Source organism: Streptomyces sp. NPDC086519 (assembly GCF_040686075.1).
Classification (GTDB): Bacteria; Actinomycetota; Actinomycetes; order Streptomycetales; family Streptomycetaceae; genus Streptomyces; species Streptomyces shenzhenensis.
The window spans coordinates 1-16,737 of sequence record NZ_JBFBJL010000008.1 but is presented as its reverse complement, the minus strand read 5'-3'; the positions used below and the strand labels follow the sequence as shown (position 1 = coordinate 16,737).

Here is a 16,737-nt window from a genome sequence, read left to right as displayed (position 1 = left end):
TCACCGAGGAGAAGGCGGCCGGTGGTGGGTACGGGTGGTCTCGCCCGGCTGGGAGCGGCGCCCCGTTGTGCGCCCTGGACGGCCTTCTTCCGGCAGTGGGAGCCGACCGTGATGGTCTTCGACCCCGAACGGTGGTTTGCTCCATGCCGGTTTTCGATGTACGGATCAGCGACTCTCCCACCCGGATCGTGCTCGCGCTGATCGGCGAACTGGACTTTCCCGCGCGGGCGCGGGCGGCGGCGGTCACCGGTCCGTTGGCGCTCGGCGGCCGTGACCTCACGGTGGACCTGACGCGGGTGGGCTTCATGGACGCCGGGGGGCTGGGGATGCTGCTGTGCCTGCGACAGCGGGTCGTCGCGGGCGGTGGCGTGATGGAGCTGCGCGGCATGCGGCCGCAGGTGCGGCGGGTACTCGAACTGACCGGAACAGACGCCCAGTTCGGTTCGGTCCCGGCCGACGCCGCCGGGGGTGGGGTGGCACTCCCGTACTCCGGCGGCTGACGGGGTCCTGGTACGCGCCGGGGAAGCGGGGAGCCGCCGGTGCCTCCATCGCGGTGCCCGCTGACCTGTCCGATCAGTGCGGCCACCATCGCGATGAGGCCGATCACCACCAGCAGACCACTGCCATGATCAGGACGAGGGGCATGGCCGCCCAGCCCTTGCGCAGCTCGGGCGGCTCCGGACGGGAGATACCGGAGACGCTCCCCTCCGCGGGTGGAGTGTCACCGGGCGCTGCCCCCGCCGCCCGGTTCGAGTCCCGGGGTTCGGCCCGGCTCAGGATCAGGAGTCGTCATGGCACGGACTCCTCTCGGTTCTCGGTCGGCCGCGGCCTGTGGGCCTTCGTCCGCCCGGCCGGCGGCGCGGTGAAGTGGCTGATCTCGGGTTTCCCGTCCCCGTGCCGCCGAACGGGGGACGGCTCGGCACGCCGCGATCACGGCTTGTGACCGTGGTGCCGCACCCGGCACAGGGGTGCCCCCGGAGGCCGGGGGCACCCCTGTCATGCCGTTGCGTCAGCGCAGGTCGCGCACCTTGATCGTGTAGATGCCGCGGCCGTGGGTGGCCGCGTACAGGGTGCTGCCGTCGGGGCCGAGCTTCAGCTGGAGCACGGCGACGGCCGGGAGCGAGCCGACGCGCTGCCACTGCGTGCGGCCCGGCGCGCGGTAGACGACGCCGAGGTCGGTGGCGACGGCGAGGCCGCCGTTCTGCGTGACCACGGCGGAGTCGGCCGGCACGTCGGGGAGGTTCGCCGAGACGTCGGTCCAGGTGGTGCCGCCGTCGGTGGACTCGAAGACGTGGCCGACACCCGCGCCCGGTCCCTCGGTCCAGTGCCGGGAGAAGCCGTTGACCGCGAGGAAGACGTGGTCGGCGTTCTTCGGGTCGACGGCGAAGCCGCTGAGGTAGCGGTTGGGCACGGTCCCGGCCACGGGCAGGGTGATGTCGTGCCAGCCGGTGCCGTCCGCGTTGCCGACGGCGATGCCGCGGGCGAAGCCCTGGTTGTTGCAGGGGCCGCACCAGCCGACGTACACCTTGCCGCCGGAGGCGGCGACGGCGGTCGCGGTGCGGCCGGCGCCGAGGTCGTACACGCTGGTCCACTCCGAACCGCTGCGGATGGCGTAGCCGTGGGTCTGCACCCACACGTGCCGGCCGCCCGCGATCCACGTCGAGCTGTTCTTGGCGTCGGCCGCGAGCGGGGCGATGAAGCGGGCCTCGCCGGTGGCGTTGTCGGCCGGTGCGACCTGGTACGACGTGACCTTGCTGGCGTCGGTGGTCCAACTGCCGTCGTTGACGGCGCAGTTCTGGGTCACCTGGATGGCGAGGTAGACGTATTCCTCCGCCATGTCGCAGCCGTTGGCGGGGTCGGTGAGGGTGTCGCCGCCGTCACCGCCGAAGTTCGAGCCCATGACCGTGTCATTGCTGCGGAGGATCGACTGGCCGTTGTCCTGGAGGCCGCCGGTGACGGACACGCCGCCGTGGTCCAGGTCCTTGCCGATGCCCACCGAGTAGTACTGGAGGGTGTCGATGGTGCCGTCGTTGAGTGAGGTCCAGTCGGTGGCGTGACCGGAGGCGTCCTGGGATCCGTCGACGGGGCGCTTGTAGACGCCGCCGTCGTTGCCGACGTACACGAAGCTCTTGCCGTGGTAGCTGCCGATCGCGACGGCGTGCTGGTCGGAGTGGGTGGTCTGGTTGCAGCCGCCGGTCTGCTTCGCCGGGTCGATGGACCAGCAGGAGAAGCCGAAGTTCCAGTACGGGCCGACGGTGGACCAGGTGCTGCCGCCGTCCTTGGTCTCGTTGACCTCCTCCAGGCCCGCGTAGACGTGCTCCGCGTTCGCCGGGTCGACGGTGAGGAACTGGTTGTACCAGGCCTGCACGCCCGGCATGTAACCGCTGGACGTCAGCGCCGAGCCGCCGGCGGCCAGGCCCTGGTAGTCGGCGATCTTCGTCCAGGGACCGGTGGGAGAGCCGGACTTGGAGACGTAGATGCCCTCCAGGCCGCTGTCCGGGTTGGTGTTCAGCTGCTCTGGCGACTGGTCGATGGCGTAGTAGCGGGAGCCGTCGGCGGAGCGGGCGAAGGTGACGTTGCCGACGTTGTCGGCGTCGGTCGGTAGGTCGCCGAAGCCGCTGCTGATCCGCTGCCAGCTGCCACCGGACCTGGTGTAGAAGCCGTTGTAGTCGTCGCCGCTGCGCCAGCCGACCGCGAGGACCACCTTGCTCGGGTCCTTCGGGTCGATCGCGATGTCGTTGGCGATGTTCTTGTACGCGGCCGAGTCGTCGTCAGCTTTCGAACCGCCCGGCAGATAGTCGGGGTTGGGCGCGAACTCCAGCTTCCAGGCACCGGTGAGCTTCTTCGTGGAGTGGCTCCACACGCCCTCGCTGGTGGCCGCCCACACCCTGCCGCCGCCGAAGCGCAGTTCGTGGATGGTGGTGGACTCCAGTTCGTCACCGCCGACCCGGCTGCGGGCGGAGAACGTGCCGTGGTGCGGGTCGGACAGGACGTAGACGCCGCTGCCGAGATAGGCGTCCGCGTTGGTGGTGGCCTCGCCGGTGCCCAGCCACAGCCGCCCCGCGCCGTCCAGCGCCAGCGCGCCGGTGGACTGCGAGGGCAGCTTGTCGCTGATCGGCTTCCAGTGCCCGCCGCCCCGCCTGGACCGCCATACACCGCCGCCCGCGCTGCCCGCGTACACGTACCCGTCGTCATCGGCCGCCATCGCCGCCATCCGGCCGGTGACCTCGCCCGAGCCGCCGCTGGAGTTGGAGTCGATGTCGCGGTAGCGGGAGTCGTCGGAGTTGTACGGAAGGTCGGTGATGTTGCGCCAACTGCCGCCCGTGGCGGGCAGGTTGCGCAGACTGGTCCAGGCGGCGCCGTACGCGCCGGGGGCCACGACGCCGGGCGAGGTGCGGGCCTCGGCGTACTGGTCCGCGCCCTCGGCGATCTCGTCGGCCTCGTTGCCGCCGTCGTTGTCCGCCGTCGCCCTGGGGGTGATGGCCCCCACCGCGTGCTCCCGCTCGGCGGCCAGCCGGGCGAGCGCGCGGACTCCGAAGGGGCTGCCGGCTCCGCCGGGCGCGGCACCCGCGGGTATCGCGACGAGCCCGGCGGACGCGGTGATGGCACAGATCGTGAGCCATCGTCTCTTACGGGTTGGTGCTGACACCAGATCCTCCCAAACGGGCAGTTCCACAGCCGTTGCAGAGCACCCGATCACCGGCGGCAGCGGGTGTCCGGGATTTGGCCAGCTATTGACCAGAACCTGTCACCTCGGGCGGCCCGGGGCCGCGGCATCGACCCGGAGCCGACGACCAGGCGGTCACGGCGTCTGCGGGGCACCGAGCTTCCCGGCGCGGGGAGCGGCATGCGGGGCGAGTCACCCGCTGAGCCTCGCGGAGTCTCAACTTTCTATAGTTTCAAGGAGGTTGAGGGCAACGTCGGCCGGCCGGGCGCCCTCGGGTGGAACCGCGGACTCTTCGCTGTCATCTCTTCAAGTCGACGGAGAACGGAGCAGCATGACCTTGTACAGACGGAACTCCCCACGGTGGCTGGCGTCGGCCGTCGTCGGAAGTGTCGTGGCGGCCGGGGCGTTGGCGCTCCTGCCGTCGGCGGCGCAGGCGCAGACCAAAACCTCCCAGCAGTCCGGCGCGCAGGCCGACTTCGCGGCCGCGGCGGCGAAGTACGACGTCCCCGTGTCCGTGCTCATGGGGGTCACCCGCGAGGAGTCCGGCTGGCAGTCCCACCCGGGCTACAGCGACAGGGGCGGTTACGGCCTCGGCAACCTCACCGACGTGACGACGGCCATGCTGGTCGACGGCGCGGCCGGCGCCGGTGGCCGCTCGGACCTGTCCTCGCTGGTGAACCGTCCCGGCATGCACACCCTGCGGACGGCGTCGAAGCTGACCGGCATACCCGAGGCCCGGCTGAGGACCGACCGCGGGGCCAACCTGGAGGGGACGGCCGCGCTGCTGGCGTCCTATCAGAAGACCCTCACCGGCAGCCTGCCGCGGAACCCGTCCGAGTGGACCGCGGCCGTGGCCGAGTACAGCCACTTCACGGACAAGAAGGCCGCCACCCGGTACGTCCACGGCGTCTTCAAGGCCATCGCCTCGGGCGCCGAGCAGAAGACCGCCCAGGGAACGCTGCGCCTGGCCGCGGACCAGGACGCGCGGCCCGACCTGTCCCAGCTGGACGAGCTCAGGCTGACGAGCGCGGACACCACCACCGGCGCCGAGTGCCCGGCCACCATGGACTGCACCTACGCGCCGGTCGCCGTCACGGGCAGCAACGGCCAGGTGTCGAACCGGCCCGCGAACGGCATCCAGATCGACCGGATCGTCATCCACACCGCCGAGGGCACCTTCGCCTCCGCGCTGTCGACCCTGTCGGCCCCCGGCGCGGTCGTGTCCGCCCACTACCTGATGGACACGGACGGCAGCACCACGCAGCTGATGCCGGTCGAGGACATCGCGTACGCCGTCGGCAACTACCACTACAACCTGCACTCGGTCTCGATCGAGCACGCGGGCTTCACCGCGCAGGGCGCGCAGTGGTACACCGACGCCACCTACCAGCAGACCGCCGAGCTGGTGAAATACCTCGCCCAGCAGTACGACGTGCCGCTGGACCGGCAGCACATCATGGGCCATGACAACGTTCCCGGCTCGCTCGACTCGAACCTCGCCAAGCAGCACTGGGACCCGGGCACGGCCTGGGACTGGAACCGCTTCATGACGCTGCTCGGCGCGCCCGCGGCCACGGGCCCGCACGGGGTCGGCCCGGCCGGCTCGGTGGTGACCATCGCTCCGGGGTTCGAGAAGAACATCCAGTCCTACACGGTCTGCCCGGCCGACGACCCGTCCGGCGTGACGACGGCCTGCGGCGAGGTCGCGCAGCCGTCGAACTCGCTGTTCGTGCGTCAGGCGCCCGCCGCCGACGCGCCGCTGCTCCTCGACCCGGACGTGCACCCCGGCCTGACGGCGGGCACCGACCAGATCAGCGACTGGAGCGACCGCGTCCAGGCCGGTCAGCAGTTCGTGGTGGCCGACCGCCAGGGCGACTGGACCGCGATCTGGTACGACGGCCAGGAGGGCTGGATCTACAACCCGTGCGGGCGCAACACCGTCCCGACCACGGGCGTGACGGTCATCAGCGCCGTGGGCCCCGACGCCGCGCCGCTGTACGGCCAGGCGTACCCGGCGGCGTCCGAATACCCCGCCGGCCTGTCGCCGTCGCGGCAGGTCGCGCTCACGGCACCCGGCTACCGGATCCCGGTCGGCCAGGCCTACGTCGTGGACCAGCCGGCCGCGGCCGCCGACGACTACTTCACCTCGGGCGCCGTGGTGAAGGGCGCACAGAAGTACTACCAGGCCCAGTTCAACAACCGGACCATCTACGTGAACGCGGCCGACGTGACGGCCACCGAGGCCCGGTGATCCCGGACCCCGCACCCGGCAGAACCTGAACGACCGGACGTGCCCGGAGCCGAACGGCTCCGGGCACGTCTTCGTCCGGCTCGGTCGGCCCGCCGGGCGGGCCGTGGGCCGTGGCGGCGGCCGGTGCGCGGCCTCACAACTCCGGCGTGGCAGCGGTCCGGCGCAGGGGCAGGCGGCTGACGGCCGCCGCGTCGAGGAGCCGTCCGCCGGTGTGCGCTCCCGTCTCGATGTCGGCCCACCAGTCGGCGCCGTCCTCCAGGTAGCGCAGCAGGATGCCCTCGCGCAGCGCCCAGGGGCAGACGGCGACGGCCTTCACGCCGCTCAGCTTCATCGCGGTGTGCCCGACGACCGCGCCCGCGAGGCTCTGCCGGGCCCGGGGCGCGGAGATGCCGGGCAGCCCGGAGCGTTCGGCCGCCGGCAGGGCGGCCAGCCGGTGGATCGCACGGCGCAGGTCGCCGCGGCGCAGGACACGTTCGGCGAACGGCCCGTGCCGTCCGGGCGCGGCGCCGCACAGCCGGGCCAGCTGCTGGAAGGTGCGGGAGGTGGCGACGGCGGTGTGCGGATGCTCCCAGCGGATACGGGCGGTGGCGTCCCGCAGCTGGTGGCGCACCGCGCGGCGCAGGGCCTGGAGCTCGGCCTCCGAGGGCGGGCCGTCCTGGTCGAGGTACTCCCTGGTCAGCCTGCCCGCGCCGAGCGGCAGGGAGGCGGCGAACTCCGGCATCCGGCCGCGTCCGAAGGCGACCTCCAGGGAGCCCCCGCCGATGTCGAAGACGGCCAGCGGCCCGGCGCGCCAGCCCATCCAGCGCCGGACGCCGAGGAAGGTGAGTTCGGCCTCCGTCTCACCCGGCAGCACACACAGCCGTACGCCCGTCTCCTCGCGCACGGTCCGCAGGACGGCGGCACGGTCGGGGGCGTTGCGCACGACGGCGGTCGCGAACGCCAACGGTTCCGGCGCACCCCACCGGGCGGCGATCTCCGTGGCCTTGCGTAACGCCTTGACCAGGTGGTCCGTGGCCTGCTCCCCCAGCCGGCCGTCGGACGCGACCTGCTCGGACAGCCGCAGCTTCCATTTGGCGGTGTGCACCGGCAGCGGCACACCGTTCGTCACATCCGTCACTACCAGCCGGACCGTGTTCGAACCGGCGTCCACCATGCTCAGCCTCATTCAGGGCCGAATACCCACCGTCGCGGGAATGATGCGGACCGTACACAACGCGGTACGGCCATCACGCCAGTCGGCCAGCAGCCGGGCCGCCAGCCGGTCCTCCAGGTGACCGGTCGCGCGGATCCCGAAGACCACGTCGGCCTCCAGCCACGGCTCGTCCGCCAGCAGTCCGGCGACCACGTCGTGCCGTACGACCTGTTCGTGCACCGCGTCCGCCTCGACGTGCTCGGTGTAGAAGCGGACGGCCGCCGGTCCCGCGCCCATCCGGCGCAGCGCCTCGGCCAGGCGGCGGGAGGCCGGGGAGGACGTCACCTCGACGGTCGCGAAATGGCCGACGAGCGCGCCGCGCAGGGCCCGGTGCAGGCCGAACAGGGACATCATGTTGACGGTGGCCAGGGCCTCGGCCGGTGCGGCGTCGACGTAGCGGCCGTACGCGGTGTCCAGGTCCAGGTCCGTCATCAGGTCGGCGAACAGCCGTGCGTGGATCTGGTCGGCGCGGCCGGCGCCGAACTCGTCGAACTCCACCGCGACCATGGCGGCCTTGGCCCGTCCGCGCAGCCGGGGGATCACCCAGGCGTGCGGGTCTGCCTCCTTGAGGTGGTAGAGCGAGCGCAGGGCGGCGTACTCCCGGAACTGTTCCAGGGTGCCGTGGTCGCGCAGGAAGTACGAGAGGCTGCCGCCGTCGTCGCCGACGGGTTCCAGCTGGAGCGCGTCCAGGGCCTGACCGGCGGTGTCGGACGCGTCGACCGGCACGTTCGCGCGCAACGCGCCCAGGAAGCGGTCCTCCAGTGCGGCGCGCAGGGCGAGCAGCCGGGGGTCCCACTCGCGGTCGTCGGGCACCCCGGCGAAGCCGAGATAGTGGAGTTCGTAGAGCACGTACAGGGCGAGCTGGAGGTCGTCGCCGTAGGCGTCGGCGGGCGCCGGCGGCGCGGTGGACTCCGAGCCGCGCATCAAGTCGATCAGCGCGGCCGAGAACGGGCCGCGCGGCTCGGGCAGGCGCACATCGGTCATGAGGTCTCGTCCCGTTTCGTACGGCGGCGGTGGCTGGTGTCGCACCAGGGCGGGGTCCGGGTACGGCGGCAGGTGCAGACGGCGACCACGAACCGGTGGGACACCGTGATCCGGCCGTCCTCGTCCACGACTTCGACGGGGCCCTCCACCAGGAGCGGCCCGTCGCGCTGGACGCGGATGCGGCGGGGGCGTTCAGGAGTGTGCGGCACGGATCACCACCAGTTCCTCCGTGGTCCGGTCGGCCACCAGGCCGCACTCGCGCAGCCAGGTGAGCCGGGAGTGCAGGACGCGTCCGAACGGCAGCCGGACGCGGTCGACGACCTCGGCGCGCAGACCGGCGGCACCGAGCCGGTCCAGGGTCTTCTCGACGCCGCTCAGATGCGAGTGCACCATCAGCAGCGTCCCGGCCGGGCGCAGCACCGCGGGGGCCAGCGCGCAGATGCGGTCGATCAGCAGCCGGCCGTCCGGGCCCGCGTCCCAGGCCCGGGCGGGGCCCCGGGGCGGGCCGTCGGCGGGCGGGGCGGGGACGTACGGCGGGTTGGTGATCACGAGGTCGAACCGGTGGCCGGGGACCGCGCCCGCCAGGTCACCGTGGCGGATCCGCACCGTCTGCCCGTTCAGCAGGGCGTTGCACCAGGCGGTGGCGAGGGCCCGCCAGGAGATGTCCACCGCCGTGACGCGGGCGCCGTGCCGGGCCGCTTCGACCGCGAGCGCGCCGCTGCCGGTGCCGAGGTCCAGGACCTCGGTGCGGCTGGTGATCCGCTCCCGGCGCAGCGCCCGGCTCAGCAGCGCGGTGTCGGTCTGCGGCCGGTAGACGCCCGGCGGGGTCCAGCAGCGGAACCGGGGAGCGGAGACGAGGGAGTCGACGGTCATCGTGGCACCTCGCCTCAGCTCGACGCCTTCGACGGCCGCTCGGCGCCGCCGCTGGTGCCGGTGCCGGTGACCGCACCGGGGGCGACGGGCAGGCCCACGGCGCGCACGAACTCGGCCGGCCGAGCGACGACCACCGAGGCCGGCGCCGCCGTGCCGGAGGGCGCGGGGGACTCCTTGAGCGTGCAGTTGACGACGAGGGCTTTCACAGGTCTGCTCCACGGGCCGGGGACGGATGAGTGCGCGGACCGAACGCGCCACACGGGTACCCCTGGCAAGCAGACGTAACGGGGGAGGCCGCTGCGGGCGGTGCCGCGCCACGGACGGCGGAGCCGCACACGACCGACGGCCCGCCAGGCCGGCCGGCTGCCTGGCCGCACGGCTGCCATACCGGACGGCTGCCTTGTCGGCCGGCGGTCGTGCGGGCCGGTCCGGTGGTCCGGTGGTCCTGCGGTCCGGTGGCCGGGTGGCCCGGTGGTTGCGCGCTTCCGCGTGCCTGTGCTTCCGCGTGGCGGCGTTCCTGCGTTCCTGCGTTCCTGCGTTCCTGCGTTCCTGCGTTCCTGCGTTCCCGCGTGGCGGCGTGCCCGCGTTCCTGCGCTCCCGCGTTCCCGCGTGGCCGCGCTTCTGCGCTCCCGCGTGGCCGCGTTCCCGCGCTTCTGCGCTCCCGCGTGGCGGCGTTCCCGCGCCCCCGCGTGGCCGCGCTTCCGCGTGCCTGCGCTTCCGCGTGCCTGCGCTTCCGCGTGCCCGCGTGCCCGCGTGCCCGCGTTCCGGGGTCCGGTCCTTCGGAGCCGATCGCCTATATGTCGCGCTTCTCCAGCGGTCGTACGGCCGGGCCCTGGAGGATGCGGCCGTCGGGGGCGAAGCGGGAGCCGTGGCAGGGGCATTCCCAGGCCTGTTCCGCGCGGTTGAAGGCGACGAGGCAGCCGAGGTGGGTGCAGTGGGCCGAGACGGCGTGGAGCTGACCGCTGTCGTCCCGGTGGACGGCGCACGGGTGACCGCCCACCCGGACGACGGCTCCGTCTCCCGGGGCGAGGTCCTCGGGGGCGGGTGCCATGACGGACGCCAGCCGGTCGCCGACGAAGTGCCTGGCCACCTGCGCCTGGTGCTTGAGGAACGCCCCTCCCTCGCGGACCACGGAGGCCAGCCGGCGCGGGTCGTACAGCCCCGCCCACTCGCTCTCGCGGCCCTCGACGAGGTCGCTGATCAGGCCGCCGGCCATGATGCCGCCGCTCAGGCCCCAGCCGCCGAAGCCGGTGGCCACGTAGGTGTGGCGGCTGCCGGGGTGCAGCGGGCCGACCAGGGGCACGGAGTCGGTGGAGTCGTTGTCCTGGGCGGCCCAGCGGTGGGTGACCGTCAGCCCCGCGAAGCGACTGTCGGCCCAGGCGGTCAGCCGGGCGAAGCCCTCCTCGACGTCGGCGGTGCCGGGGGTGAAGTGCTCCCCGGTGACGATCAGCAGCCGGGTGCCGTCGGCCTGCGGAGCGCTGCGCACCGACCGGGTGTTCTGTTCGGTCGTGATGTACATGTCGCGCGGGGCCCGGCCCGCGTCGACGGACCCCGCGACGACCAGCTCACGGCGCGGCGAGAGCCGGGTGAACAGCAGCGCCCGGTCGAAGACGGGGTAGTGCGTGGCGACCACGACCTCGCGCGCCCGCACCGTCGCGCCCACGTCGGTCGACAGGACGCAGGGCTCGCCCTCGGAGAGGCCGGTGACGCGCGTCCCCTCGTACACGGCACCGCCGTGTACGCGCAGGTCGGCGGCGAGGGCGCGCAGGTACTTCACGGGATGGAACTGCGCCTGGCCGGTGACCCGCACCGCGCCGGCCACCGGGTAGGGCAGCTCGGTCCCGGTGACGAACTCGGCCGGCAGGCCCGCCTCGCGCGCCGCCTCGGCCTCCGCCCGCAGCTGCCCGACGTGCTCCGGACGCTCGGCGTACGTGCAGGCCGCCGCCTCCTCCCACTCGCAGTCGATACCGAGGTCGGCGACGATCTCGGCGGCCCGGCGGATCGCCGCCGACTGCGACTCGGCGTACAGCCGCGCGCCCTCCCGGCCGCGCGTGCGGCGCAGGTGGTCGTAGACGAGGGTGTGCAGCGCCGTCAGCTTCGCCGTGGTGTGGCCGGTGACCCCGGCGGCGAGCCGGCCCGCCTCCAGCACGGCCACCTCGCGGCCCCGCCGGACCAGCTCCCACGCCGTGCTGAGCCCGGCGATCCCGCCGCCGACCACCGCGACATCGACGGAGACGTCTCCGTCCGGCGGGGGAGCGGGCGCCCCGTCCGGCGCGGTCTCGATCCAGTACGACCCCCGCAGTTCCTGAGCGTTCATGACGGCCGGGTTCCCGCCCTGCGCGGGCGACACGCACGACCGCGCGGGGCAGGGGTTTGCGCGGGCCGGACCGGGCAACTCGGGCGCTGTTCGAGCCCGGTCAGCCGCGCAGCGCGTCGGCGGGGCCGGTGGCGTACTCGGCCCGGTAGAGGGCCGCGAAGCGGCCGGGGTGGGCGAATCCCCAGCGAGCGGCGATGCCGGCGACGGTGGCACCGCTGTGGGGGGCGGCCGCGAGCAGGTCGTGGTGCGCCTGCGCCAGGCGGACCCGCCGGAGATACGCCATCGGCGTGGTGTCGAGATGCCGGCGGAAGGCGTACTGGAGCGTGCGGATCGTGACGTGGACGGCGCCCGCGATGTCGGCGACGGTGATCGGCTGGTCGGCATGGTCGTCGATGTAGGCGACGGCCCGTCTCAGGGTGGCGGGGTGGGCGTCGCCCCGGTCCTGCCCGGTGGGGTCGGTCTGGGCGGTGTTGGGGAAGGCGGCCAGGACGCTCGCGGCCAGCAGCTGGCCGCCGGCCGAGACGAGCAGCGGCTCGGCCGCCGTTTCCGGGTCGGCCAGGACCTGGTCGCGCAGGTAGAAGATGGTGGCCCGCAGCCGGTCGCCGGCGGCCTGGGACCGCGGCCGGTGCCCGGTCAGCCGTACCGGCTCGTCCGGCCGTGCTCCGGTGGAGGCCGCCACCTGGTCCAGCAGACCGGGATCGAGCATCGTGATGTTGTAGCGGGCGTTGCAGATCCGGCCCGTGTACGGCAGGTCGTGGGGTGCGAACAGCACGGTGTCACCGGCGACGAAGGAGTCCCGCACGCCGTGGAAGACGTGGTCCTGGACGGTTCCCTCGTGGACGACGCAGAGACAGATCCTGCCGAGCGGGGTGACCGAGTACGACATCTCGAAGTCCAGGTCGATCTCGTCCACGCTGAACGACGTCGTCGCGTCGCGGCGTACGCGTGCGGTACCGGCGGCGGGGGTGGTGCTCCCGATGCGCATGCGCGCGTAGGCGTGGGAGAGGAAATCCTCCGTCATGCCGAGGTCGTCGCTTTCGAATACGAGCGAGTCCATTCACTTCTCCTTCCCCCGGCCTCGGCGCTTCAACAGGGAGACGGTCGTCACGGCGCTCACGCACGTCGCGAGCGGCGTTTTCGTTTTGTGGACGGCGAGGGCGTCGACCATGCGTTTCCGGTACCCCTACGTGGGCCGGGCGCGGGCAGCAGTAAGGGAGACCGGCATGACAGCCCGACCAGAAAGCTCTCCTCACGATGCCCGAAGACGTGGACACCGTCGCCCGGATCACAGCCCTTGAGACAGAGATCGCCCAGCTCCGCCACGCCGTCACCGCCCGTGCGACGGTCGATCAGGCCATGGGCGTGGTGATCGCCTATGCCGGGGTGACCCCGGAGACGGCCTGGGAGATCCTCAGGGACGTCTCGCAGCACACCAACACCAAGCTGCGGGAGATCGCCGAGCAGATCAGACAGTGGCCGCACTGCGAATGGCTTCCGGACGAGGTACGGCACGCCCTGGGCGCGGCGGTGCTGGCACGGTCCGCGCAGACCCCCGCGACCGGGGCCGTGCCGGACCGGTGACCGCAGGCCGGACGCTTTCGCCGTGGCAGGGCCGCCCGCGCGTCCGCCGGACGGGCCGAGGCGTGCGCCGGGGCTCCGCCGCCTACGGGGGAGCGGCCCCCCGGGAGCGCGGCCGCCGCACGGTCACAGCACGGCGATCGGTTCACCGGCAGCCGGTCGCCGTCGGGAGCCGCAGCGGGGCGATCACGCACAGGAGTGCCGGCGTCCCGTCCCCGGACTGTCCGGAGCACTCCGCGTCTCGACGGCCGCCCCCAACGACACGATGCGCGGCCGCCCCCAACGACACGATGCGCCCGCACCCGCCCTCGGCGGCGGCCGCCGGGAACCGCTCCGGCCTCGGCCGCTCAGCCCACCGCGCCGCCTCGGCCCACCGTCCCGGGCCCGGTCCGGCAGCCTGCGGTACAGCTCGCGGAAGGCCGCCTCCTGCCGCGATCCTGTTCCGATTCCTGCTCCGGCCTTGTTCCGGTCGGCACTCCCGGTGACACCGAGCCCAACCAGGCGGCCGGGCCACCCGCCGGACGCGGGCCGCGGGCGCCCCCGACGCGGTTGCTTCCGGCCCCCGGCCCCCGGCCCCCGGCCCCCGGCCCCCGGCCCCCGGATTCCCGGCGTGCGGGCGATATGGGCGGGGCATAGGCTGATCGGGTGAAGTCGCGGAATTCCTAGGCGGTCTCACCGTGGCCGGTCGCCCTGGCGCGCCGGCCGATTCTTGCCCGCGTTCTTTCTCGCGATCACCAAAATCCTTCTGCGGAGACCCGACGAGCGCGGCGCGCCGCCTCCCGGTACGGGTCCGCAGCCTGCAGCCCCTGTGGAGGCCGGGATGCGAGTCGTCGTTGATCTCTCCCGATGTGAAGGCTATGCGCAGTGCGCGTTCCTGGCTCCGGACGCGTTCCGGTTGCACGGCGAGGAAGCGCTGATGTACGACCCGGAGCCCGATGACGCCGTGCGCGACCGGGTGCTGCGCGCGGCGGCGGCCTGCCCGGTCCAGGCGATTCTCGTCGACCGGCTGGAGAGCCGGCGTACCCCGGTGGAGGCGGCGAGGTCATGACCAGTGCCGACAACCTGCGCGCGTTCAGGCGCGACGGCCGCATCGTGATCGTCGGGGCGTCCCTGGCGGGACTGCGGGCCGCGGAAACCCTGCGCGAGGAGGGGTTCACCGGATCGCTGACGATGATCGGCGACGAGCTCGGCGAGCCCTACGACCGTCCCCCCTTGTCGAAGCAGGTCCTGACCGGGTGGGTGCCCGCCGGGGGCACCGCGCTGCCGCGCCGGCGTGACATCGACGCGGAGTGGCTGCTCGGCGTGCCCGCGAGCGGGCTGGACCTGGCCACCGACCAGGTACGGCTCGCCGACGGCCGCGAGGTCCCCTTCGACCGCGTGCTGATCGCCACCGGCGTACGGGCCCGGCCCTGGTTCGTGGAGAGCGAGGCGGAGCTGGACGGCGTGTTCGTCGTACGGACCCGCGAGCACGCCGAGGGCCTGCGGCGCGCCCTCGCCGCCGGACCCTCCCGGGTGCTGGTCATCGGCGCGGGATTCACCGGCTCCGAGATCGCCTCCGTCTGCCGGGAGCGGGACATCCCGGTGACGGTCGCCGAACGCGCGCCGTATCCGCTGGTCGGGGCGCTCGGCGCCATGATCGGCGAGGTGGCGGCGGACATGCAGCGCGCCCACGGTGTCGACCTGCGGTGCGGGGTCAAGGTCACCCGGCTGGAGGGCGACGCCCAGGGGCGGCTGCGCCGGGCCCACTTCGACGACGGCAGCACGATCGACGCCGACGTGGCCGTGGTCGCGCTCGGGGGCATCCGCAACACCGAGTGGCTGCGGGGCTCCGGACTGGCGGCGGGAGTCTGGGGCGTCGCCTGCGACACGGGCTGCCGTGCCATGGACCTCAACGGCCTGATCACCGACGACGTGTTCGTCGCCGGGGACGTGGCGCGCTGCCCGAACCCGGTCTACGAGTACCGGCTGATCTCGCTGGAGCACTGGGCCAACGCGGTGGAGCAGGCCGAGATCGCCGCCCACAACATGCTCCACGGCCAGGCGGACCGCTGGCCCCACCTGTCCATCCCGCGGTTCTGGTCGATCCAGTTCGGCGTGAACATCAAGTCCGTCGGCGTGCCGACCTTCGCCGACGAGGTGGTCGTCACCCAGGGCTCGGTCTCCGACCACCGCTTCGTGGCCGCGTACGGCTACCAGGGCCGGGTCACCGCGGCGGTGACGTTCAACAACGCGAAGTGGCTGGACCACTACCGGCAGCTCATCGAGACGGCCGCGCCCTTCCCGCCGCCCTGCCCCACGCCCGACCAGCCCGTCGACACGAAGCCGGTACCCGTCGACTTCCCCGGCCCCCTCCTGCTCGCCCAGGGCGCCACCGTGGTCGTCACCGGTCACGACCCGGGTGAGCGCCGCGTCACGGCCGCGCACCAGCACCACCGCTAGGCCGCCGGCAGGAGTCCGCCGGCAGAAGGCCCCTGCCAGAAGCGCCCTGCCAGAAGCGCCCTGCCAGAAGCCCCCTGCCAGAGCCCCTGTCAGGAGCCCACCGTCAGGAGGAAAGGACAGCGAGATGACCACGACCGAGGCGCCCGACATCCTGCACCGGATCCTCGACTACTCCTCCCGGCCCGACCCGTACCCGCTCTACGCGGAGCTGCGCAAGACGCCGGTGGCCCGGCAGGAGGACGGCAGTTACGTCATCAGCACCTATCGCGAGCTCGCGGAGATCCTGCACAACCCGCACCTGAGCTCCGACGTCCGCAACCTGGCGCATCCGATGCCCTCGGCCGAGGGCGCGCCCACCCCGGCGTTCATCAACATGGACCCGCCCGAGCACGACCGGCTGCGGCGGATGGCGATGCGCCACTTCGGCCCCCCGCACACCCCGGGGCTGGTGACCGGCCTGGAACCCACCCTGTCCGACACCGTCGGCGGTCTCGTCGACGACCTCGCGGACAAGGAACGGATCGACATCGTCGACGACCTCGCCTACCCGTTCCCCGTCACGGTGATCTGCCACCTGCTCGGCGTGCCGCGCGAGGACGAACCGCGGTTCCGTGTGTGGGTCAACGACATCATCAACTCGATCGACTACGACCCGAAGACCGACCCGAAGGAGAAACTCGACGACGGCGTGCGAGCCCGCCAGAACCTGCGCGAGTACCTCGGCGGACTGGTGGAACAACGCCATGGCCACCCGAGCGACGACCTGCTGTCACGGCTGGCCAACGACGACGGGCCGGACGGGCGGATGACCGACGAGGAGATCATCAGCACCGCCAACCTGCTGCTGATCGCCGGCCACGAGACCACCGTCAACCTCATCACCAACGGCATGCTGACGCTGCTGCGCCACCCCCACGTGCTGCGACGGCTGCGCGACGAACCGGACCTGGTCGTGCCGCTGGTCGAGGAACTGCTGCGCTACGAGCCGCCGGTGCACATCATTCCCTGGCGGGCGGCGTACAGCGACGTCACCGTCGCGGACACCGTCATCCCCAAGGGCTCGCAGATCATGCTGATGCTGGCCTCGGGCAGCCGCGATCCGAACCGCTTCCACGATCCCGACCGCTTCGACCCCGACCGGCAGGACAACCAGCACCTCGGCTTCGGCAGCGGCATCCACCTGTGCTTCGGCGGCCCGCTGGCCCGGCGGGAGGCCCATATCGCGCTGGGCGAGCTGGTACGCCGCCTCGACGGTCCCCGGCTGGTCGCCGACCCGCCCCCCTACCGGCGCAGCCCCGTGCTGCGCGGGCCGATCCATCTACAGGTCGAGCAGAACGGCGGTTACTGACGAGGGCGTTTTGATGTCGTCTCGCTGAGGTTCGCTGACGGACGGCCCTGACGGCGCTATGTCGTTGGTGTGAGATACGCGCAAGGCG

The 16,737-nt window shown here is 72.9% G+C and carries 15 protein-coding genes; 6 read left to right on the top strand and 9 right to left on the bottom strand.

The window, feature by feature from the left end; genetic code table 11:
- Positions 1-143: 143 nt before the first annotated feature.
- Positions 144-500, top strand: a complete 357-nt coding sequence (locus AB0P24_RS10155; RefSeq protein ID WP_365792139.1) for an STAS domain-containing protein — start codon at positions 144-146, stop codon at positions 498-500.
- Between the two features lie 103 nt (positions 501-603).
- Here AB0P24_RS10155 and AB0P24_RS10150 read toward each other — a convergent pair whose 3' ends face one another.
- Together AB0P24_RS10150 and AB0P24_RS10145 are read right to left on the bottom strand one after the other, a co-directional pair.
- Positions 604-690, bottom strand: a complete 87-nt coding sequence (locus AB0P24_RS10150) for a hypothetical protein (RefSeq protein ID WP_365792454.1) — start codon at positions 688-690, stop codon at positions 604-606.
- Positions 691-1,009: 319 nt separating this feature from the next.
- The gene (locus AB0P24_RS10145; RefSeq protein ID WP_365792137.1) at positions 1,010-3,649 is read right to left on the bottom strand and encodes a glycosyl hydrolase; all 2,640 of its coding nucleotides are present in this window, start codon (positions 3,647-3,649) and stop codon (positions 1,010-1,012) included.
- Positions 3,650-3,998: 349 nt separating this feature from the next.
- On the opposite strand from AB0P24_RS10145, the gene AB0P24_RS10140 reads away from it, so the two are divergent.
- Positions 3,999-5,918, top strand: a complete 1,920-nt coding sequence (locus AB0P24_RS10140; protein ID WP_365792135.1) for an N-acetylmuramoyl-L-alanine amidase — start codon at positions 3,999-4,001, stop codon at positions 5,916-5,918.
- Positions 5,919-6,051: 133 nt separating this feature from the next.
- Here the strand turns inward: AB0P24_RS10140 and AB0P24_RS10135 are convergent, their stop codons facing one another.
- The 7 genes from AB0P24_RS10135 to AB0P24_RS10105 all read right to left on the bottom strand — a co-directional run bounded on the left by AB0P24_RS10135 (position 6,052) and on the right by AB0P24_RS10105 (position 12,341).
- Entirely contained in the window at positions 6,052-7,083 is a 1,032-nt protein-coding gene (locus tag AB0P24_RS10135; protein ID WP_365792133.1) for a Ppx/GppA family phosphatase, read from the bottom strand.
- Positions 7,084-8,094, bottom strand: coding sequence for an iron-containing redox enzyme family protein (locus tag AB0P24_RS10130; RefSeq protein WP_365792131.1), 1,011 nt, complete (start codon positions 8,092-8,094; stop codon positions 7,084-7,086).
- Positions 8,091-8,303 carry a CDGSH iron-sulfur domain-containing protein gene (locus AB0P24_RS10125; protein WP_365792129.1) on the bottom strand — a complete coding sequence of 71 codons (213 nt, stop codon included), beginning with the start codon at positions 8,301-8,303 and terminating at the stop codon, positions 8,091-8,093. The genes AB0P24_RS10130 and AB0P24_RS10125 overlap by 4 nt, the downstream gene beginning before the upstream one ends.
- Positions 8,287-8,967, bottom strand: coding sequence for a HemK2/MTQ2 family protein methyltransferase (locus AB0P24_RS10120; protein WP_365792127.1), 681 nt, complete (start codon positions 8,965-8,967; stop codon positions 8,287-8,289). The genes AB0P24_RS10125 and AB0P24_RS10120 overlap by 17 nt, the downstream gene beginning before the upstream one ends.
- 14 nt (positions 8,968-8,981) lie before the next feature.
- Positions 8,982-9,173 carry a hypothetical protein gene (locus AB0P24_RS10115; protein WP_365792126.1) on the bottom strand — a complete coding sequence of 64 codons (192 nt, stop codon included), beginning with the start codon at positions 9,171-9,173 and terminating at the stop codon, positions 8,982-8,984.
- A 587-nt stretch (positions 9,174-9,760) separates the two neighbouring features.
- Positions 9,761-11,284, bottom strand: coding sequence for an FAD-dependent oxidoreductase (locus AB0P24_RS10110; RefSeq protein WP_365792124.1), 1,524 nt, complete (start codon positions 11,282-11,284; stop codon positions 9,761-9,763).
- Between the two features lie 100 nt (positions 11,285-11,384).
- The gene (locus AB0P24_RS10105) at positions 11,385-12,341 is read right to left on the bottom strand and encodes an AraC family transcriptional regulator (RefSeq protein ID WP_365792122.1); all 957 of its coding nucleotides are present in this window, start codon (positions 12,339-12,341) and stop codon (positions 11,385-11,387) included.
- Positions 12,342-12,538: 197 nt separating this feature from the next.
- On the opposite strand from AB0P24_RS10105, the gene AB0P24_RS10100 reads away from it, so the two are divergent.
- The 4 genes from AB0P24_RS10100 (at position 12,539) to AB0P24_RS10085 (ending at position 16,649) form a co-directional block, all read left to right on the top strand.
- On the top strand, positions 12,539-12,865 hold the full coding sequence (locus tag AB0P24_RS10100) for an ANTAR domain-containing protein (RefSeq protein ID WP_365792120.1): 327 nt from the start codon (positions 12,539-12,541) through the stop codon (positions 12,863-12,865).
- A gap of 817 nt (positions 12,866-13,682) precedes the next feature.
- Positions 13,683-13,910 carry a ferredoxin gene (locus AB0P24_RS10095; RefSeq protein ID WP_365792118.1) on the top strand — a complete coding sequence of 76 codons (228 nt, stop codon included), beginning with the start codon at positions 13,683-13,685 and terminating at the stop codon, positions 13,908-13,910.
- Positions 13,907-15,301 carry an FAD/NAD(P)-binding oxidoreductase gene (locus AB0P24_RS10090; protein ID WP_365792116.1) on the top strand — a complete coding sequence of 465 codons (1,395 nt, stop codon included), beginning with the start codon at positions 13,907-13,909 and terminating at the stop codon, positions 15,299-15,301. The genes AB0P24_RS10095 and AB0P24_RS10090 overlap by 4 nt, the downstream gene beginning before the upstream one ends.
- Positions 15,302-15,425: 124 nt before the next feature.
- Entirely contained in the window at positions 15,426-16,649 is a 1,224-nt protein-coding gene (locus AB0P24_RS10085) for a cytochrome P450 (protein WP_365792114.1), read from the top strand.
- Positions 16,650-16,737 lie beyond the last annotated feature (88 nt).